Source organism: Aquimarina sp. U1-2, assembly GCF_017897595.1.
In the GTDB taxonomy this organism is placed as follows: Bacteria; Bacteroidota; Bacteroidia; order Flavobacteriales; family Flavobacteriaceae; genus Aquimarina.
Genome location: NZ_JAGKIK010000008.1, coordinates 119,676 through 141,905, shown reverse-complemented (window position 1 = coordinate 141,905; position 22,230 = coordinate 119,676). Strand labels below are relative to the sequence as shown.

Sequence of the window (22,230 nt, the reverse complement as noted above, 5' to 3'; positions counted from 1 at the left end):
TTATATTGATTTTAAAATAGCTGTCCAACCCCCGCCTTTAGCCAATCGTATAGTAATTTTTGTTTGATTTGTGACCTGCTGAGATGTAATTTGATAATCTTCGGCAAAGGTGTTGGCATTACTTCCGTCGTTAAAAATTGTAGCTTGATAAGTTATTCCGTCAGGTAAAAATGAAAAGTCTAACAAGATTTCTCGCTCTTCCATACCGCCCATTGCGCCGATATACCAATCTTCGTTCTTCATTCTTGCCAAAACTATTTGCTCTTCAATTTGAGCATCAAGTACGATAGTTTTATCCCAAGTAACAGGTATTTGAGATATGAAGTCAACCGTTTTTTGATCTTTTAGATAGGTTGAAGGCGAGTCGCATAACATCTGTAAACCACTTTCATAAATTACATACATGGCAACTTGATGCGCCCGTGTTCCAATACTAGCAGGTCTGTCAAAACTAATATAATGGTTTTTAGGTTGACGGTTTTCCATTGCGCCGGGGGTATAATCCATAGGGCCAACCGCCATCCGTATGAACGGAAGGGTAACATTGTGCGCGGGAGTTAAAAAACTTCCCCATTTATTATTTTCTGCTCCTCGAACTCCCTCATACGTAAGTATGTTAGGATATGCTCTACGTAATCCTGCTGGTTTAAACCCACCATGAAAGTCAAGAACAAGTTCATTAGCAGCAGCTTCTTTGGCAAGTCTTTCATAAAAATTAACCATTTCCTGATCGGCTCGTTGCATAAAATCAACTTTAACACCTTTGGCTCCCCATTCTTTATAGGTTTTAAGGATTTTAGACATATTACGATCTAGAGGTTCCCATAGACACCAAAGAATGACCCCTACGTTTTTTTGTTTTCCGTAGTCGATTACTTCTTTTACGTTTATATCAGGATTAAAATTGATAATGTCTGTGGTACTTTTAGACCAACCTTCATCTAAAATTATATACTCTAACTTGTATTTGGAAGCAAAATCAATGTAATATTTATAGGTAGCCGTGTTAAGCCCTGCTTTAAAATTGACTCCATAAATAGTATTGGCGTTATACCAATCCCAAGCTACCTTACCCGGCTTTATCCATGAGGTATCCCTAATGTTTTGTTCGCGGGATAGTTGATACACCAAATCTTGTGTAAGTAAATCGGCTTCATTTTTGCTAAAAAAGAAAAACCTCCAGGGGAAAGTTCGCTTGCCTTTAGTTTTTGCGATATAATCGGCTTCTTTAGTAATATATGCAACACGATCTTTGGCTTCGGGATGCGGTTCGGTTTCTAAAACGACTTTTGGAAATTTAGCCTTTAATTTGTTTGAAGACGTGCCTTCTAGAAAAAGCATGGGATAATCGTATACATCTGCATCAGAAATTAGTATGTTTGTTCCATTTTTTTGTTTCATCAACACCGGCATCGAACAAAAATCTGAGGAAGACAATGTATCTATTTTTGATTTTACATAAGATCGCTCAAAATGTGAATACAAAGAGTCCTCTTTAGGGAAATAGGATAGGGTTTCTTCAGGAAAAGAAATAGCTAAAATCTCGTTCGTAATTTTAATATTTTCTTTAAATGAAGTTACAAAGCGATATGCAACTGCATGGTCATATACTCGAAATTGAATGGCATAGTCACTAAATTGAAGTTGAGCTTCATTAAAATGATCTACCACTTCTTTATTTTTAAACGGGAAAGGGATGTTTATAGACGTATTTCGTTCTTTACTATCGACCTTCTTAATTTTTGAAACTTTTTCTAACTCTTTATTTTCAATTTGTAAAGCTGCGTGTATTTTTTCAATAATCTTTTTACCATTTCGATCAATCGAGAAGGAAACCCCATCTGTACTATCTATATTTAATAAGGTTTTGTTATCAGGTGAAGTAACCTTGTGATGTTGCCCTTTTAATGTGTGTTGACAAATAAATGCGAACATCAGGTATACAATAATATCTCTCATAAACTATACTTATTTTTACTAATTGAGCAATACTATGCTTAAACCCGCTTTATGCATTAGAAAATCTATTACGGCTTTAAACTGCTGCAAAACCAAGCACTGCGTTGTATTTTTAAGTTTCACCGTAGCGATGCTATGCTGAAACTTAGAAAACACTTGGTTTTATGGCATTTTCAACCCTCATAACGAAATTCTAATGCATAAACCGGGTTAAATAGCTTTTGAAAATTAGTAAAAAATACGAAAATGACAATATCCAGTCTATTGCTGGTTTAAATGTATATATTTATAAATCAGATATTTAATAAGTAAAATACAACTTTGAAGCAGTACTGATGTTAAAATAAGATAAGTAATTGATAAAATACTATCTTTTGAAAGCAGGTGATTCTTTTAGTTTTGGATGAAACGAACAGTAATAAATTTTAAAAATTTCTTCATCAAAGGGAATGTTTAAAATTTTTAATGTGAGAGTGTAGCGGTTACATGCGTTATAAATTTTATAATTAATTAATAATCAAGTAATTAATTAGATTTAGAACGTTTGACGATAATAATTCTAAGGCCTTAAAATTTTGAAGTGGCAATTGTCAAAATCTACTTTAGGGCTAAATTAAAAACACTGGCAATCCAATACAAATAGATGAAACAAACCTATGTTATAGGAGTAGATTTTGGTACAGATTCAGTTCGTGCCATTTTAGTAAATACGAAAGACGGTCACGTAATTTCTTCTGCAATTCATCAATACGCTCGATGGTCAAAAGGTCTGTACTGTGAACCTAAAGAGCAAAAATTTAGACAACATCCTTTAGATCATATTGAAGGCATAGAAAAGTCGATTGTTGCTACAGTAAAAAATTCTGATGTTGATTCATCTTTAATCAAAGGAATTTGTATTGATACCACAGGCTCTTCACCAATACCTTTACATAAAAATAGAAAAGCACTTGCGCTAACTGAAGATTTTAAAGAAAATCCAAACGCAATGATGATCTTATGGAAAGATCATACTGCAGTTTCTGAAGCAAAAGAAATCACAGAACTGGCTAAAACGTGGGATGGTCCCAACGTTACCCAATTTGTAGGAGGTGTTTATTCTTCAGAATGGTATTGGGCAAAAATTCTTCATATTTCTAGAATAGACAGTAAAGTGCGTTCTGCTGCGTATTATTGGATGGAGCATTGCGATTATATGACGTATCTTCTAATAGGCAGTCCGGATATAGAAAATTTTAAGAGAAGTCGATGTGCGGCAGGACATAAGGCGATGTGGCATCCACAATGGGATGGTTTACCACCGAAAACTTTCTTAAAGACATTAGATCCCTATTTAGCACAATTACGATGTCATTCATATAAACAAACATTCACATCTAATCAAGTCGCCGGTAAACTTTGCGAAGAATGGGCTGTAAGGTTAGGGTTATCTCAAGATACAATTGTAGCCGTTGGTACTTTTGATGCTCATGCTGGAGCTGTAGGAGCAGGCATTTCAAAAAACACAATGGTAAAAGTAATGGGTACATCAACTTGCGATATTGTGTTTTCCTCCTCTAGAGCATTAGAAGAGGTTGCATTACCAGGAATTTGTGGACAGGTTGAGGGTGCAGTTATTCCTGGTCAACTAGGTTTAGAAGCTGGCCAATCTGCATTTGGAGATGTATTGGCATGGTTTGTAAACCTTTTATATTGGCCTTTGCAGAATATTCAAACAGATCAGAATATTACTCCAGCCGATATTCATCTTTCACTCTCTAAGGCAGCAGCAGTACTAGAAGACTCTAGCGCTATACCCTTGTCTATAGATTGGATAAATGGTAGAAGAACACCTGATGCTAATCAACATCTTAAAGCAGTGATAAGTCAGTTAGACTTAGGAACACAGGCTCCTCATATTTATAAAAGCCTAGTAGAAGCAATTTGTTTTGGCGCCAAAAAAATTTTAGAACATTTTGAACACTATACTATTGAAATTGAACAGATAATTGGTGTTGGTGGTGTAGCCAAAAAATCTCCTATGGTGATGCAAACGCTAGCCAATGTCTTAAATAGATCCATTAAAATTTCTGCTACAGATCAAGCCTGTGCTTTAGGAGCCTCAATATATGCCGCAGTTGCTGCGGGAATATATAGTACAGTAGAAGAGGCCATTAAATATATGTCGAGTGATTGTGACAAAGAGTATTGTCCCGAGCCCGAGAAGGTTTCGTTTTATATAAAAAAGTATAAACAATATGAGGTACTGGGAACATTTGTAGAAGAAACTTTTGGATAATTTCTAATCAATAAAAATGGAAAAGACAAGCGATGATGTCTAAATATCAAAATATTAAAGAAGAATGTTTTCGAGCTAACATGCAATTACCAGAATTAGGTCTAGTCATATACACTTTTGGAAATGTAAGCATGGTAGATCGTAAACATAATGTTTTTGCTATTAAACCTAGCGGAGTGCCTTATGAAACACTAACACCCCAAGATATTGTCATTGTTGATTTTGAAAATAAAATTATTGAAGGAGACTTGAGACCTTCTTCAGATACAAAAACTCATGCGCATTTGTATAAATCTTGGAGCAACATAGGAGGTATTTGTCATACACACTCAACCTACGCGGTGGCTTGGGCACAAGCACAATTGAATATCCCTATTTTTGGAACAACTCATGCAGATCACCTTACTACAGATATTCCTTGTGTTCCGCCAATGAAAGATGCAGATATACAAGGTGATTACGAGAAGATGACCGGGAAACAAATTACCGATTATTATACTACCATAGGTATGTCTCCAACAGAGATTGAAATGGTGCTTATTGCCAACCACGGACCATTTACCTGGGGGGCTTCTGTAGAAAAAGCTGTGTATAACAGTAAGGTTTTGGAAGAATTGGCAAAAATGGCGTATCTCACACTTCAAATTAATCCAAAGTCAGAAAAATTGAAGTCTACTTTAATTCAAAAGCATTATGAACGAAAACATGGTAAGAATGCATACTACGGACAGTAGCGATCAGATATTTAAGGCAGAGCACACTCCTTTGGAGGTGTGGTGGATAACAGGAAGCCAGTACTTATATGGGGCACAAGTTCTCGATAATGTTCTAGCGCATACCAATACTATGGTTAATTATTTGAACCATAGCTGCTTAAATGCTGTCAAAATAAAGAAGATTAAAGTTGTCGCCACTACAGAAGATATTAATCAAATTTGTAAAGAAGCTAACCATCAAAGTAACTGTATTGGTGTTATATTCTGGATGCATACATTTTCTCCGGCAAAAATGTGGATAGAGGGTCTACAAGTTTTACAAAAACCAATACTACATTTTCATACTCAGTTCAATGAAAAAATCCCTTGGGAAAAGATTGACATGGATTTTATGAATGAAAATCAATCTGCTCATGGGGGTAGAGAATTCGGATTTTTATTAAGCAGAATGAAAAAAAACCGTAAAATCATTGTTGGTCACTGGAAAAATGGGAATACACAAGAAAAACTTAACGATTGGTGTCGTGTAGTCAAAGGCTGGTATACCTTAAAAAATACACGAGTAGCAAGAATAGGGGATAATATGCGCGAAGTGGCAGTTACCGAAGGTAATAAAGTTTCTGCCCAGATTGAATTAGGTTGTAAGGTAGAAAGTTACGGTGTTGGTGACTTGGTAGCGTATGTTAATCAGGTTAACGATAAAGAAATAAAGAGTCTTATCAATGTTTATCACCAAAATTATCATGTGGATAAGAGGATTTTGAGTCACCCTTCTATGATTGAAGCTGCCAAAATTGAAATAGGACTGGAAAATTTTTTGCGAGAGCATAACGCTAACGCATTTACGACAACTTTCGAGAATTTACATGGTTTGAATCAATTGCCAGGCATTGCCGTACAACGTTTAATGCACAAAGGCTACGGATTTGGAGCTGAAGGTGATTGGAAAACAGCAGCCCTACTTCATACAATGAAAGCCATGAGCCATGGTTTAGAAGGAGGTACTTCTTTTATGGAAGATTATACTTATCATTTTAATCAGGATCAGTCACTAGTTTTAGGTTCACATATGTTAGAGGTGTGCCCTTCAATAGCATCATCAATGCCTTCTTGTGAGATACATCCTTTATCCATTGGGGGAAAAGCGGATCCGCTTCGATTGGTTTTTAATGTGGATGAAGGACAAGCAATCAATGTCTCCTTAATCGATTTAGGAAACCGGTTTCGGGTTATCTGTAACGAAGTTGAAGTAGTTGCTCCAACAGAATCCATGCTCAAATTACCAACCGCTAGAGCACTCTGGAAACCAAAGCCTAATTTTGAAACAGGCATAGAGGCTTGGCTAAAATGTGGAGGTGCTCATCATACCGTATTTAGTCAATCTCTCAAATCAAAGCATATTCAAGATCTCTGCGAAATGTTGGATATAGAAGTAATAACTATAGATGATTCGACTAAACTTTCGAATTTGAATTATCAATTGATGACAGGAGAATTATTTTATAATTCTAAAATTTTTTAAAACTGAAATCGAACTATCAATACCAATAAGTAAATTATGAAGAGTTTAGAAACCCTAGATTGGATATGTGTCGGAATTTATTTTCTCGTTTTATTTGGAGTTGCCATTTGGGTCATTCTTCAAAAAAACAATACTACCGAAGATTATTTTTTGGCAGGTAGAAATATTGGATGGTTTGTAGTAGGAGCTTCTATTTTTGCATCTAATATTGGGTCTGAACACGTGGTAGGGCTTGCCGGAGCTGGTGCTAGCGACAAAATCCCTATGCTAATCTATGAAATTCATGCTTGGATTGTATTGTTTTTAGGTTGGGTGTTTTTGCCATTTTATGCGAGAAGCGGAGTTTTTACAATGCCCGAATTTTTAGAAAAACGATTTAGTGCAAAATCTCGGTGGTTTTTATCCATTGTTTCGTTAATCGCCTATATTTTGACTAAAATTTCTGTAACTATTTATGCCGGAGGTGTCGTAGTGGCATCCCTTTTGGGAATAAATTTTTGGGTAGGGGCTTTGTCTACCGTGATTCTTACCGGACTTTATACCGTTTTAGGCGGAATGCGAGCTGTGGTCTATACCGAAACTTTACAAACTGTAGTACTGGTACTCGGGGCGGCAGCTCTAACGTATATTGGCCTTAATGAAGTAGGAGGATGGGAAGGAATGAAAATCACATTAGGCCCCGAATATTTTAATATGTGGCGGCCATCTACCGATCCTGATTTTCCGTGGCCTTCTTTGGTCATAACAAGTACCATTGTAGGGATTTGGTATTGGTGTACCGATCAATACATCGTGCAAAGAGCATTGACTGCCAAGAATCTGAAAGAAGGACGAAGAGGAACTATCTGGGGCGCACTACTTAAATTATTACCAGTATTTCTATTTTTAGTACCAGGAATCGTAGCATTAACCTTAAAAACACGAGGTGAGTTACACTGGGATTCTCCCGATCAGGCTTTTCCTGTTTTAATGAGCAATCTATTACCTTCAGGTTTACGGGGGTTGGTTGCTGCCGGACTCTTGGCTGCATTAATGAGCTCATTAGCTTCTGTATTTAACTCTTGTTCTACATTATTTACCGTTGATATCTATAAAAAAGTACGCCCAAATACTAACGAAGAAAAATTAGTTAAAATCGGGCGAATTGCAACATTTATAGTAGTGATTTTAGGGATTCTTTGGATTCCTATAATGCAAAATATTTCAGGAGTATTGTATGAATATTTACAAAAAGTACAAGCCTATATAGCACCACCTATTACAGCAGTATTTTTATTGGGGATCTTTTACAAAAGAATTAATGCCCAAGGTGCTTTTTACACCTTGATCATAGGTTCAATTATAGGTGGTTTACGAATAACTTTCGAATTAATGAGTGAGCGGTTCACACCTGGAACACTAGTACATACTATTGCAACAATGAACTTTTTAACTTTTGGAGCGTGGTTTTTCTTATTTTGTGTTGCTTTGGCAATAGGTGTAAGTTTTGCAACAACTGCACAGTCAAAAGAAGCATTGGCTGGACTTACTTTTGGAACATTATCCAAAAAAGATAAATCTGAAAATGAAAATAGTTATAATTGGAAAGATATTGTATTGTCTATAATCGTTTTAGTAATAGTGGCCTGGGTGATGCTATTTTTTAATGGAAAATGACGTTATTTAGATATGAGATATGAGAGTAAAAGTTAATGAGTTTGTGAGGGATGAAGGTGTTCGCTTCGCTCTCTGTGAGAAATAGGTAGGTCTGCCTGCCGGCGAGTTAAAAACGCTTTCAAAGATTTCTTTTCAAAGCACTATCCCTCAATTTAACATTTCGAATACTCAAAATAGATTTTACAATATATTTTATGCAAAGAGCAATCATTTCATTTTTATTTGTACTGGCTAGCTTTTTAAAAATACAAAGTCAGGAAACGATTTCTATATCAGATCAGGATTGGTTTTTATGGCCAGACACCAAAGCTGAATGGAAGACTGATGCTATTTTTCTTCCCGGGGAGTTTAAACTTTCTGAACTGACCATAAATCCTCCTACTGGCGGATGGGAAATCCTCAAAAATGTACAAGCCAAAAAAATCTCTTTACCTTCAACGGTTGAGCAACATTATTGGGGAGCTTTTGGTTTCAAAGACTACGAGAATGCCTATGGTTTTGAAACCGAAGATAAGCAGGTTCGCGACGGTAGATATTTGGGAGTGTCTTGGTGGTACAAAGACATTCAAATTCCAGAAAACAGTAAAGGTAAACGGTTGATCTTAAAAATTCCGGCTGCCCGGCTTCGGGCAGAGGTGTATCTCAATCAAAAACTGGTAGGCTACCATATCATAACCGAAACCAGTTTTGAAAGTGATATTACAGAGGCCATTAATTTCGGACAAGAAAACCAGTTAGCCATACGAATTACCAATCCTGGTGGGCAAATGGATTGGATCGATCCATGGATGCTATCTTGGGGTGACAAAGAGTTTCATCGCAGCCACGGCTTTGGTGGGCTGGATCAGGGATTACAAATTGAAGTACATCCCAAAGATGTAACATTTAAAGATCTGTGGGTTCTTAATACAAAAAAAATTACAACAGCAAAGGTGTTTTCAGAACATTTCAATCATACCTCTACGGCGATGCCTGGTAATCTCAACTATGAATTTATTGACAAACAAACCCAAAAAACCATTCATACTGTTTCTAGCGAAATCACCTTAGCTGCGAATGAAAGTACGATTGTTGAAAAATTGGTTACACTACCAAAAGCATCGATTTGGACCCTCGAAAACCCTCATCTCTATACGCTTACAGTTATCTTTGAACCAAAAGAAAATAAAGAAAACAGTTGTGCCAGAAGCCAAAATTTTGGTTTTCGATGGTTCGAAGCTACAAGAATTGGGAAAAATGCGCATTTAGAGCTGAATCATAAAAGAATCCGAATGATTTCTGCCATTTCTTGGGGATTTTGGGGATTAAATGGACTGTTTCCTTCAAAACAACTAGCAATAAAAGAAGTTAAAAGTGCCAAAAAATTAGGATTAAATACGCTTCATTTCCACAGAAACATTGGGAAGACTCAAGTTTTTAAAGCGCAAGATAGCCTTGGCCTATTAAGGGTTATGGAACCTGGTGGAGGCAGGACTGCTCTGCAAAACGAATACAAAACCGATTGGGTGGGAAATATCAAAATTAGTAAACCCATAGATGTTTGGGGTGCTCAAGGAGATCCTAAAACTTTTGCCCAAAAATATATGCAGTATAAGATCGAGCAAATGGTAAAAGATCATCGAAGCCATCCCTCGTTGATCGCGTACAATATTCAGAATGAAATGTCTAACGATTTAGCCAATCCAAGGATATGGAATGTAATGCGGGCGGTACAAAAACTGGATCCAAGCCGGATAATCACCTTAAAATCTGGTACCGATCCTTTTAATCAAGTGCTTTTTCTACCGTATCAAAAACAACCCATTTATGATAAGGGTGATAACTTTAGCGGCTGGTATGATGAACATACTGTTGGAGGTCCCGGAGTATGGAAAGACGATTTATATACATCTCCATCAAATTTTACGCACAAAACTGAAAATAAAAAAGAGATCGTAGTCTGGGGAGAAATGCTAGGCGCAGCTACGCCTGATAATCACAGCGCAATGATTGATTACATTCAAAAAAATGGTGCAACTAGTTATGATCTTCGAGATCACAAAGAACAAGAGGATACTTATAATGAATTTTTAGACAAATGGCATTTTAGGAACGCTTTCCCAACTACAGAAAAGTTATATAAAGATATTGCTCGAAAAAGTTATGATTTCTGGGGACGGGTTTTAGAGACTGCCCGACTTTCTGAGGCTAACGATGGTTTTGTGATTAATGGCTGGGAAAGTACTGCGATTGAAAACCATTCTGGTCTTGTTGATAATCAGCGTAGGCTTAAAGCAGAGTCAATACTTATTTCTGAACGCCTGCAAGCACTACGGCCCGTAATTAAAGCACAATCTTTGGTACTCGAAAAGGGTAAGCGCCCAAAAATTGATCTTTTTGTGATTAATGAAACTCACCAAAAACATCCAGAAGCGATAGATATTTCAATTTACAATCCAAAAGGAGAAGAAGTTTTTACTTCAAAGCTTTTTGTACCTAAATATGCCAAAAATAAATTTGTGTATCCTTTACATAAATATTTAACTTATCCCCAGTTTGAAGAATCAGGCATATATAAAGTTTCATTATGCTTCTCTAACACCAATACTTCGGTAGAAAATACAATAGAAAATATTCTGGTTATTGATGCTGATGTGTCATCACTCTTCAAAAACAAAAAAATGGCTTTGATTGGAGAGAATTCATCACTCAAAAACTATTTTAAAAAGGAATTACAAATAGCTCTAGAAGATTATAACGAAAAGAACGAATATGATTTGATTGTTTTTTCTGAAGATTTTGAAGCTCCCGGCAAGGCGAGAGGAGTGAAGGTTACCAATCCAATTGCTAGAACTGGAGATGATTTTTTATTTCAAACTGAAGTGTATGGTAATCCCAACCAAATGTCGTTTAAAGTAGATGATATTCCTAAAGGAAAAACTACGGTAACCTTAAAATTTGCAGAAGTGTACATTAACAGTCCGCAAGGAAGGTTATTCGATATTGCTATCAATGGAAAAATTGTAGAAAACGATTTTGATATTTTTGCCGAAGCTGGTCAAAACAAAGCATTGAATAAAAATTATGTGATTAATAATGATAAAGGCTATATTCAAATTGATTTCCCTAAAGCAAAAGCTAATAAAGCAAAATTATGTGCCTTTAAAATCCAAACGGAAACCGGAAAAGTATTAGCCTATAATATGGGAGGCGCTTCGTACAATGATGTAAATGGTCTAAGATGGCAAGCCTACGTAGATCAAAAAGATTTTATACCAGAACTTGATTTTTATAATGGAAAGGATTCTGTAAAAGTTGAAATTGCCCAGGTATTTGAAAAAATCAAAAATGGAACTAAAGCCTTATTCCTTCCCAACAATGCGGGTGCTGTAGAATTGTACGGGAAAGTTTTTAATAAAGAAAATGTATTAGCATATCAAGGGCAAATAGGTGATGCTTTACAATCGTGGATGGGGTCTTGGGTTTTTACAAAAGTACATCCGGTTTTTAATGAACTCCCAGTCAATCAATCTTTTAAAAGCTATTACCAAGTCGGTGCTGTAGATGCCAACGGAATGCTTATTGATGGAAATGGTATTGACGTTTTCGCCGGATACGGAAGAGATCATTATCGTGGTATTGGAGCCTCTTCCTTCACCGTGCCGTATGCTAAAGGACAAATTCTTGTACATACGTATTATGGTTTAGGAAAATTAGGAAAAAAACAAGATGATATGATCCAAGATGTAATTGGTAAAAAACTCTTGATTAATTCACTCAGCTATCTATTGAAGTGAAATTGTTATGAAGAATAAATTGTTAATACTAATAATTGTAAGTACAATGACCTCTTGTTCAGATACGAGCCTAAAAACTATTTCAGCTGGTAACTATTTGGTTACCATTAATGCCAATACGGGAGCCAGAATCGTTTCTTTCAAATTCAAAAATCAGGAACTGTTGTTGCAGCAAGAAATACACCCCGAGTTTTATGGGTCTACACTTTGGCCTTCTCCACAAAGCGTTTGGAATTGGCCTCCTCCTAAAACATTAGACATCGAACCTTACCAGGTAGAAAAAATAGCAGATGGATTTAGATTCACTAGTCAAAATGATTCCTTAACAGGGCTTCAATTCAATAAAAGAATCCTATTGGCTGATGGTGTGCTAACAGCATCGTATCAAGCTATTAATGTTTCTAAAAAAACCATTCGAGCAGCGCTTTGGGAAGTAACTCGGGTTAAGGGAGGTCTTACATTTTTTCCTTTAGCTACTTTAAAAGCTCCCGCAGATTCTCTTTCAAACCTAAAATCTGTAGAAACTATAAATAATGTGCTCTGGTACACTTTTGATGAAGATGAAGTAAAAAATGAAGCTCAAAAACTATTTGCAAACGGAGAAGGAGGTTGGCTGGCGCATATAGAGAATGGAATGTGCTTTATTAAAGTTTTTGATAATGTAAATATTTCAGAAATTCCGCCACAACAAGGTGAAATCGAACTCTATGTAAATGATAAAGCTACTTATGTAGAGTTAGAAAATCACTCTGTATACCAAACCTTAGCGCCAGGAGAAAAAATAAACTATACTTTACGATGGTTTTACTTCCCTTTACCTCCAGAAATTATAGTTAGAGCGGGAGAACAAAAATTAATCAATATTGTTCATAAGCATATCAAGAACCTAAAATGAATTTTTCGATTGGTCTTAAATGCAGTTGTTAGTAAATAGAAAGATTAGCCTAATTTAATCCAGATAGCTTATTAATCCTATTGCATACGTATACGGTACATCCCAAGCTTCTTGAGTACTCCACTCCACAAGATTACGAGTTTCAATGTAGGGCTGATCATCAGGGGTGCCTATAAAACCGTTCATTGCAGCAGATGGAATTTTATAATTCATAAACGAAGCCGGGATAGGGTGTTTAAATCCAACTCCTGTAAATAGACATAATCCGTAAGGGTTATATCCCATACTCCAGTTCAAAATTCGTTCTGCTGCTTGTTGCCAGTCCTTTTTTTGTAATTTTTTGCCCGCACGTGCCATTAAATAACCCTGCTGTAAAAAGACCTGATTTATACCATGCGGAATGGGTTTATCACTAAATATATGAATAAATGTTCGAACAAAACGACCGTCGACTGTCTTTCTAAATTGCTGACTTTCTTGATAAGGAGGAGTTAGGTAGACACCATAAGGAGGAAGCTGATACGGATTAGTTTGTGCATCTGCCAGTAAGTAATTGTCCACATAATTGATCACTGCTTGTTTTGCTTTCTGGTTTATTGTTGATAGCTCACTAATATTTGCTTCTACCAATCGCAATAGTGCTAGCGCAGGCTCTACTGAAAAAGCAATACTTCGATATGCATCTGTATTGTTTTTTTCCATAAAATAACCCTGTAAGCTTTTTTTAACCCGGTGTTGTCGTGATAGTAGTTCTTCTGCAATGTTTTCTATTGTACTTGTTGATACAGAAGGGCTTCCAGCTATGAATAGTTCTATTGATGCCAATAATTTTTGTGCTACAAAAATAGTGCGTTGATCATCAGGTTGAGATACTGCAAATTTCCAAGCTCTATCAGCCAATACCAGGGCGTTATTCTTTTGAGCCCCTTTTAATAGGGTTGAAGCCAGAGCTTGGTGCCTTACAAATTGATATTGAACTAATGGATTATAGTTTGTACGTACCTGGCGCTCGATACCATTCATAGGTATATTATCAAAATCTGTATCTCCTGAGGCAGTCACTCCTGGGTGGTTTTCGTTCCACCAGCTGGAATTATAATCTCCGGCTCGATTAATTCCTCCGCCGACATCTTCATATACCTGACCTTTATCCGTAATCATGTGATGATAGTAACGGTTACCCCAATCTATTTCTTCAAGAGCTTTTTCTTTAAAAGCTAGGTGCCCAAATTGAACAATTTGACCCAACGCATCTAAGTTGGGTAAAGTAAGAAAAAGCCATTTGCGCCAATCTCCGGCATTGTTCCATCCTCCCGCTACAGGCATATAATAGGTAGAGTCAATATCCAATCGTGCATCGTCTGCATTCTCTTCTGGCCGGATTCCAGGAATTTCTACTCCAGATCTTTGCGTAAACAGGTATTCCAAATATCCTCTTTGTAATCGATCATATACTTTATCGGCGATTTGAAACGGAGCAGTAAAACCGTATTCATTTTCTATCTGATAATTTCCTGGAGTTTCAAAATCACTAAAATCACCTTTCCAAAACACCCCCCAATTGGTCGTTACTTTTTTTAGTACCCCTACAAATAAGGCGTCTTTATGTTGTGCTGTTTTTACGTCTTTTGTATAAGGTTCCAGATATGTGTTGATTGGATATCTAAAGACGTTTCCAGGTATTTTCCATTCTTTAGGGACTTTTTTTTGCTCTCGAGGTAAACGATACCCAACATAAGTGACAAAAAAAGGAATTTTATCGGGGACAGTATTTACTTCTTTTCCTGCATAGAAGACCACTTCTTTCGGAGAATTCTCTCTAAAACCCAATTGTGATGTTGCTAAAAAAGGTTGAGAATAATCGTATCCGGGCTGTGTATGAGCTAAATAGGTGCTAATTACAGTTATAAAACAAGCTAAAAGTATCCTATTCATAGTATTTTTTAATTATTGAAGTTTGAAAATAGTCTTTTTAAAGTCATCTGAATTTGTTCCGATATGAATGATGAAAGTACCAGGATCTGCTTCATACTTCATTTCAGTATTCCAATATTTTAGATGTTCTTTTGTAATTTTAAAATCTATCGATTTAGTTTCTCCAGGCTCTAAAGATACTTGTTGAAAACCTTTTAATTCTTTAATCGGTCTGGTGACTGTTGCTACGGCGTCGCCAATATATAACTGAACTGTTTCGACTCCTGCAAGCTGTCCCGTATTCTTAATGTTGATTGATGCTGTCAGCGTATCGTTTTCAGATATATTTTCTGTGCTTAATCGTATATCGCTATATTCAAAAGTAGTATAACTTAAACCATAACCAAAAGCATAGGCCGGTTCATTAGGGGCATCTAAATATCGAGTCCAGTTTTTTCCTGTTTTATAAGGGCGTCCGGTCTTTTTTTGTAAATATGAAATAGGTATCTGTCCTGTATTTCTAGGAAATGTGATCGGTAACTTCCCCGAAGGATTATATTTTCCCAACAAGATGTCTGCTAGTGCATCACCACCTTTGGTTCCTGGCATCCAAGCTTCTAAAATAGCCGGGATGTTTTCGGATATCCAAGGGAATATCATAGGTCTTCCGTTAAACAAAACACAAATAGTGGATTGATTTACTTCGTGAATTTTTCGAATCAGGTCTACTTGCGGTTCAGGCATATTAAGATCGGATAAAGAAGTATTTTCACCAGAATTACGCCAACCTTCAGTTAATGTGCAAACTACAACGTCCGCTTTCTTAGCGGCTTTAATAGCTCTATTGAGTAATTCAGGGTTTGCTGAGAGATCCTTGTTGAGTCCTGGTTCGTACAAAATTTCAATAGTTTCTTCTTTCAATGCATTTTTTAACCCATCTACCACACCCACTACATTTTCTTCTTTTCCCCAAGCAGACCAGGTAGCCATAAAATTTCTCTTATCTTCATCAACAGGGCCAATAACTGCTATAGTTTTGGTTTTATTAGTAGAAATCGGTAATAGTTGACTGTCATTTTTTAATAAAACCATACTCTTACGCGCAATATTTCTTGAATGTTCTAAAAACTGAGGTTGTAACCAAATTTTTTCTGGATCTTTGATCTTGAAATATCGATAAGGGCCGTCAAAAAGACCCATATCCATTTTCATTTTTAGAACTCTTTTAACTGCAGTGTTTAGAGAGCTCTCCTTTATTTTTCCATCTTGTATGAGCTTTTCTAGATTTTCGATATAGACCAATCCCATCATATCTACTTCGGTACCGGCTTCAAATGCTTTAAATGCTGCCTTTTCTTCAGAATCAACTGTACCCCAGTTTACAATTTCTTCGAGAGAATTAAAATCAGAAATAACAATTCCTTCAAAATCCCATCGCTCACGAAGTATATCTTTTAATAAATAAGAATTCATGTTTCCTGGAACTCCATCAAAATCGGTAAATGCGCTCATTAAAGATGCAACATCGACATCGATAGAAGCTTGAAAAGGAGGTAAGATATAATCGTGCAAGAATCTTTTGGAAATTGTCGTTTGATTGTAGTCACGCCCGGCCATAACTTGCCCATATCCAGCAAAATGTTTTGCACAGGCAAGCATCGTTTCTGTACTTGATAAATCTCCCTGAAATCCTTTTATTCTTGCTTCTGCGATTCGGGATCCTAAATAGGGATCTTCTCCTGCACCTTCCATCACCCGCTCCCAGCGCGCATCAAATGAAATATCTACCATCGGCGCCATGTTCCACATGAACCCTACAGCTGTACCCTCAGTCGAGGCAATTTTTGCAGATTTCTCGATCAATTCTAAATTCCAACTAGCTGCTTCACCTAGTGGAACAGGAAAGTTTGTGCGAAACCCATGAATGATGTCAATTCCAAAAAGCAATGGAATTCCATTTGGAGATTCTTCTACCGCAATCTTCTGGTACTTGATTTTGTCCTCCATAGGATGCACATTTAGAAAACTACCAACCCTTCCTTTCTTAATCTCTTCTTCTAGATTATATTTAGCATCTTTAAAATTAGTGGGTGTGGTGGGTTTACCCCTAAGCATATTGAGTTGACCTACTTTTTCTATTAATGTCATTTTATTAAGTATTGAATCAATCTTAAGTGTTACAGAAGTAAGTTTTTTTTCTGATTCATACCTCTTTTTTCCATTACAGGATAGCAAGATTAGTATCACTGTCAGCATAGCGGTAACTCGAAAATTAAAATACAGTCTAGAGGTAAGATTCATTTTATTTTAAATTTTGTTTTAAGTACGACTTCATCTTTAAATTAATATTCCAAATATCAGTTACTGGTTGTTGTGTGTACGGCAAGTTTTGCAAATAAGGTTTTGGTCCGAATTCACAGGTAATAACAAGTTCTTCGTGCTTGTGCTGCTTCCTGTAATCACAAATTTGCTGCCACCAGAATAAATGACTTTCTAATGCCTCTTTATGCTCTGGTGCAAATGGATCATTGACCTGTGGTCCTTCATCATATCCAACTCTTGCATGAATGTGGGCAGCGTGTTTTATAGCAAGGGTCATAGCTTCTTTGTGATTTTCTAATAGAGATTCTGTAACTACACACCAATGCGAGAAATCGGCAGTTAATTTAATATTTGGAAAGTTCTCAATATAGTTTTTAATGACCATGGGAGCATAAGAAAACCTTCCCCTATGAATTTCTTGTGTAATAGTTATATTGTATTTATCTGCAAGAATTTCTGCATCATTTATCAATTGAATATTTTCTTTAAAAGAGAAATAATCCTTACCTGTATGGCAGTTTACTAATGTGGGGTTGATCTTTAATATTTCTTCTAATCTACAATTGTAATCCTTTCTAAAGTCAGAAAAATTTTTTCCTTTAGCAAAAGGATGTTGTGCTAGAAGTTCTAGATCATAATAATTAAACATGGATACAATATTTTTGAAATCTTTTGGGTGTTCAAGTGCTATTTCTGCTCCATCATATCCATTTTCTTTAATCTTGTATAGAGCGTCATTTAAAGGTAGTTTTCCTATCGACCATATTGGGTAGTAAAACTTGATATTCATCAGTACGTGAATTATAGATAAATCAACGGATTATTTCCACGGTTATCTCCACGGCAATGGTAAGTTTTGTGAGTTTTATTTCCAGGGTGATCCGGGTTAAGTTTTAAATCTGTATTAAAATAGCGCATAGTGTATCCCGTTCTTCGCTTATCACTGGTATTGGCATTGGCTCCATGAATAATTCGAGAATCGTGCAGTGAATACGTGTTTCGGGGAAGTTCGAACCAAACAATATCTTCTTCATTAATCTTAGTAGAGATTTCCTCTTCAAAAGTGGCTGAATTTTTATCCAGAATTTTATATTCTGAAAATCCATTTTTATGGCTTTCAGGTAGTACTCCCATGCAACCGTTTTCAATGGTAGATTCATCAATGGCTAGCCAAAGCGTAACGACGCCGTCAAATTTATCAAACCGACCTTTCCAATACGCACTGTCTTCATGCCACGGTGTTCTTTTTCCTATTTTTGGTTGCTTACATATAAAATGGCTGCTCCATAATCCAATATTAGGACCTATAATTTCTTCAATTACATCAAGTACTTCATCGGCCAGCAAATAGTCAAACAATCTGGAATCATTGAAATGGGGAGTGTCTAATTGTTCCGCGTTCGCACCATAATTTTCGAGATATTCTTCAAAAATAGTGTATAAAGTACTAAATTTTGGTTGCGCAAAGAGTTTTTTTTCTGTCAGTAAATACCCCTTTTCCCAGTAAAATTCTTTTTCCTCCTGTGATAGTAGAGAAGCGCTATCTAAATTCATGATCGCTTAGTTTTTCTATTAATGTAAGGGTTAAATTAGAAAAATTAAGAGGATATGACAATATTTAGTAGAGTGCTTTTTAATTATAAGATCAGTAAAAACCTATGGTAATCGAGGAATAGAAAGCTTTTGGGATATTAACAATTTTATAAATTGAAATTTTAGACTAGGTAATTGACAAAATAGTATCAATACTTATATATACAATACTTTAGTTTTGAGATTATATTTTGGTGCTAACCAAAGTAATTTTTCGAGCTTATGCGCCAATATCATATATTAACATTTAAGTGAAACTTTTATTTTGTACATATTATATGTTATTTCTAGTCCATGTTATCCATGGTCAGGATAAAGATTTTATAGACATTTGGCCAACTAGTGTACCTGGAGAACAAGAACCTAAGCGTAAAGCTAAAATCGATAAAAAGGCAAAAGATACGACGACGATTCATTTAACTGATGTTACTAATCCCGGTTTTACTGTGTTTAAACCAAAAGCTTCAAAAAGGAATGGTATTGGTATTTTGATCGCTCCCGGGGGAGGATATCACGTTTTAGCTATTGATAAAGAGGGGTATGAAATTGCACAATGGCTTACAACCTTGGGATACACGGCATTTGTTTTGCAATACCGTGTACCAAAAAAGGAAGAGGGTGCCTTACAAGATATGCAGAGGGCAATTCGTGTGGTACGAAATTATGCTGAAGATTACGAGATTAAAAGCGACAGCATTGGTGTTTTAGGGTTCTCTGCGGGAGGAAGTCTATGTGCCCGGCTCGGTTCACAATATAATCAGGATACATACCCATCATTTGATACCATAGACACTATACAGAGCAAACCAAATTTTTCTATATTAATTTATCCGGCCTATTTAGATAAAGGTAAGAACCGTAGTTTAACACCAGGATTAAACCCTAAAAATCATACATTACCTACGTTTATTTTTGCTACTGCCGATGATTATTACGCAAACAGTGCTTTAGTTTGGGCCCAGTCACTAAGGGATCAAGAAATACCGGTCGAGCTACATCTGTTGCCAGAGGGTGGACACGGATATGGCTTGCGAGAAGGAAATAAAGCCGCAGAAACCTGGCCACAATTACTTCAAAATTGGTTAGAGCATCATATTCATTAAAATTTATTTAAAGATTGAAAGCATTTTTTATTCATAGTGTTTGTATGCTGAGTTGCTTATTCTTAATAAACTGCAGTGAGCCTACATCTTATACATTTACCAACCAAAGAGAACTTAATTTCAATGCAAACTGGCGATTTTTTGAAGGGAACATTGCTCTTGCCAAAAATACAGAATTTGATGATTCAAGTTGGGAAGTTGTTCGATTACCTCACGATTATAGTGTTACCGATCAAGTGATTCAAGATTCGGTTCATATAGGACCTTTTGATAAAAACCTGAAAGATGGTAAAGATGTGGGATATTTGCGTGGAGGTACCGCCTGGTATCGAAAAAAACTAAGTCTTTCAAAGCAAAACAAAGACAAGCAAGTAATTCTTCATTTTGATGGGGCTCAAACTGAAACAATACTTTGGGTAAATGGTAAAAAGGTAGGTGAGCATGTATATGGGTACACACCTTTTTATTTTGATATTACCTCCTTTCTATATAAAGATAAGAGCAATAGTATTGCATTAAAAGTTAATTCTAAAGAACAAAGTTCTCGTTGGTTTACCGGTGCCGGATTATACCGGGATGTTCACATTTCCTACGTCAACCCCATACATTTTGAACATTGGGCTACTCAAATCACAACATCATTAGCGTCTAAAAATGAAGCGGTTGTAAATATTGATACTGAAATTCTAAATACTACTGATAAACCATCGAAAGTTGAGGTAGTATGTGAAATTTATCGAAATCAGGAAAAGGTTCTTAACAGATCCAGAGATACACTCATCAATATTTCGGCACAAGATAAAAATGAATTAGCCTTTTCTATAAAGTTATTAGAACCCGAACTATGGAGTCCAGAACATCCTTATGTATATACTGCAAAACTGACATTAATAAAAGGCGAAAGAGTTATCGACGAACAATTGCAAACGTTTGGTATTCGTTCTTTACACTTTTCTGCAGAGACAGGATTTCTTTTAAATGGAAAACAACAATTACTTAAAGGTGCTTGTATTCATCATGATAATGGATTACTTGGTGCTGTTTCCTTTCCAAAAGCCGAAGAAAGACGTGTAAAACTTCTTAAAGAAAATGGATTTAATGCAGTACGAACGGCGCACAATCCGCCTTCTGAAGCTTTTCTAAATGCTTGTGATCGTATCGGAATTATGGTTATAGATGAAGCCTTTGACATGTGGCTAGAGCCTAAAAAACCAAATGGCTATAGCAACAATTTTAAGGCGTATTGGAAAAGAGATATTACCCATATGGTACTACGCGATCGCAATCATCCTAGTGTTATTATGTGGAGTATAGGCAATGAAATTAAAGAACGTGTTGATTCATCAGGTATAGAAATTGCTAAGAATCTAATCCATACTATCAAAGAATTGGATCAAACTAGGCCGGTTACACAAGGGGTTAATACATTTTGGGATCACCCGGGTAGGGAATGGCCAGAAACTGCCCCGGCTTTTGAGTTGTTAGATGTGGCCGGATATAATTACAAATTTGATCGCTACGAAGAAGATCATAAAGATTTTCCAGATCGAATTATGTATGGGTCAGAATCTATGCCCAATCAGTCTTTTGAAAACTGGGAACTGGTTAAAAAATTGCCGTATGTTATTGGTGATTTCGTTTGGACCGGAATGGATTATCTTGGTGAATCAGGGATTGCTCACAGTACGTATCAAACCAAAAAAGAAATAGAAGATACCTTTACAATGCCTTGGCCATGGTATGTGGCTTGGTGCGGAGATATCGATATTATTGGTAATAAGAAACCTCAATCTTTTTATAGAGATGTACTATGGGAAAGAAGTAATCTAGAATTACTCGTGCATGAACCCATACCCAAAGGAACTTATGAAGTTTTACATTACTGGGGATGGCCAAAGGAATCAAAAAGTTGGAACTGGTCTGGAAATGAGAATAAGGCCCTTCAGGTTTCAGTATACACCAATTATCCAGAAGTTCGCCTTGAACTTAATGGAAAAGTAGTAGGATCTAAAAAAATAACCGAGGCAGATAAACTGACTGCAACATTCATGGTTCCTTATCAACCTGGTGAACTAAAAGCCATAGGTCTTAAAGACGGAAAAGAGTATTCTAAATCGCTAAAGACCACCAAAAAAGCAACAGTTTTACAACTTCAAGCTTCTAATGATAGTATCCAAAAGAACGGAGATCTTGTTTTTATTAAGGTGAGTGCTGTTGATGAACATGGCGATGTAGTACCTAATAATCACTCTAAAGTCAAAGTTCGTATAAATGGCGATGTTCAACTCTTGGCTGCTGGTAACGCGTCACCATTTGTTGAAGGCAGCATACAGGATGATACATTCTCACTATATCAAGGGAAGGGGTTAATTGTAATTAGATCCAAAGCCACCGAAGGAGAAGTCACAGTAACTGCTATTTCGCAGTCGATGGATAGAGCGGAAGCAAAAATTAATATTTTTTAGAATTGTTTAGGATATATACATATGGCCCCAT

13 protein-coding genes are annotated in these 22,230 nt (G+C 36.3%); 8 read left to right on the top strand and 5 right to left on the bottom strand.

The window, feature by feature from the left end:
* Positions 1-1,959 carry a glycoside hydrolase family 97 protein gene (locus J8281_RS11955; protein WP_210197864.1) on the bottom strand — a complete coding sequence of 653 codons (1,959 nt, stop codon included), beginning with the start codon at positions 1,957-1,959 and terminating at the stop codon, positions 1-3.
* A gap of 643 nt (positions 1,960-2,602) precedes the next feature.
* Between J8281_RS11955 and J8281_RS11950 the strand changes: the two genes are divergently transcribed.
* The 6 genes from J8281_RS11950 (at position 2,603) to J8281_RS11925 (ending at position 12,802) form a co-directional block, all read left to right on the top strand.
* Positions 2,603-4,237 (top strand): ribulokinase, encoded by a 1,635-nt coding sequence (locus tag J8281_RS11950; protein ID WP_210197863.1) that lies wholly within the window; start codon positions 2,603-2,605, stop codon positions 4,235-4,237.
* Positions 4,238-4,269: 32 nt separating this feature from the next.
* The gene (locus J8281_RS11945; RefSeq protein WP_210197862.1) at positions 4,270-4,971 is read left to right on the top strand and encodes an L-ribulose-5-phosphate 4-epimerase; all 702 of its coding nucleotides are present in this window, start codon (positions 4,270-4,272) and stop codon (positions 4,969-4,971) included.
* The gene (araA, locus tag J8281_RS11940; protein ID WP_210197861.1) at positions 4,952-6,475 is read left to right on the top strand and encodes an L-arabinose isomerase; all 1,524 of its coding nucleotides are present in this window, start codon (positions 4,952-4,954) and stop codon (positions 6,473-6,475) included. Before J8281_RS11945 ends, araA begins: the two co-directional genes overlap by 20 nt.
* Before the next feature lie 36 nt (positions 6,476-6,511).
* Complete coding sequence (locus tag J8281_RS11935; RefSeq protein WP_210197860.1) at positions 6,512-8,131, top strand: sodium:solute symporter; 1,620 nt, start codon at positions 6,512-6,514, stop codon at positions 8,129-8,131.
* A gap of 194 nt (positions 8,132-8,325) precedes the next feature.
* Positions 8,326-11,907 (top strand): malectin domain-containing carbohydrate-binding protein, encoded by a 3,582-nt coding sequence (locus J8281_RS11930; RefSeq protein ID WP_210197859.1) that lies wholly within the window; start codon positions 8,326-8,328, stop codon positions 11,905-11,907.
* Positions 11,908-11,914: 7 nt separating this feature from the next.
* Positions 11,915-12,802 (top strand): DUF4380 domain-containing protein, encoded by an 888-nt coding sequence (locus J8281_RS11925; RefSeq protein ID WP_210197858.1) that lies wholly within the window; start codon positions 11,915-11,917, stop codon positions 12,800-12,802.
* Between the two features lie 54 nt (positions 12,803-12,856).
* Here the strand turns inward: J8281_RS11925 and J8281_RS11920 are convergent, their stop codons facing one another.
* Genes J8281_RS11920 through J8281_RS11905 form a run of 4 tightly spaced genes read right to left on the bottom strand, consistent with a single transcriptional unit; the run spans position 12,857 to position 18,592 of the window.
* Positions 12,857-14,737, bottom strand: coding sequence for a glycoside hydrolase family 9 protein (locus J8281_RS11920; RefSeq protein ID WP_210197857.1), 1,881 nt, complete (start codon positions 14,735-14,737; stop codon positions 12,857-12,859).
* A 12-nt stretch (positions 14,738-14,749) separates the two neighbouring features.
* On the bottom strand, positions 14,750-17,017 hold the full coding sequence (gene bglX / locus J8281_RS11915) for a beta-glucosidase BglX (protein ID WP_210197856.1): 2,268 nt from the start codon (positions 17,015-17,017) through the stop codon (positions 14,750-14,752).
* Between the two features lies 1 nt (position 17,018).
* Positions 17,019-17,828 (bottom strand): sugar phosphate isomerase/epimerase, encoded by an 810-nt coding sequence (locus J8281_RS11910; protein WP_210197855.1) that lies wholly within the window; start codon positions 17,826-17,828, stop codon positions 17,019-17,021.
* Positions 17,829-17,839: 11 nt separating this feature from the next.
* Entirely contained in the window at positions 17,840-18,592 is a 753-nt protein-coding gene (locus J8281_RS11905; protein WP_210197854.1) for a phytanoyl-CoA dioxygenase family protein, read from the bottom strand.
* Positions 18,593-18,909: 317 nt separating this feature from the next.
* On the opposite strand from J8281_RS11905, the gene J8281_RS11900 reads away from it, so the two are divergent.
* Complete coding sequence (locus J8281_RS11900; RefSeq protein WP_210197853.1) at positions 18,910-19,734, top strand: alpha/beta hydrolase; 825 nt, start codon at positions 18,910-18,912, stop codon at positions 19,732-19,734.
* Between the two features lie 14 nt (positions 19,735-19,748).
* Complete coding sequence (locus tag J8281_RS11895) at positions 19,749-22,199, top strand: glycoside hydrolase family 2 TIM barrel-domain containing protein (RefSeq protein ID WP_210197852.1); 2,451 nt, start codon at positions 19,749-19,751, stop codon at positions 22,197-22,199.
* Positions 22,200-22,230 lie beyond the last annotated feature (31 nt).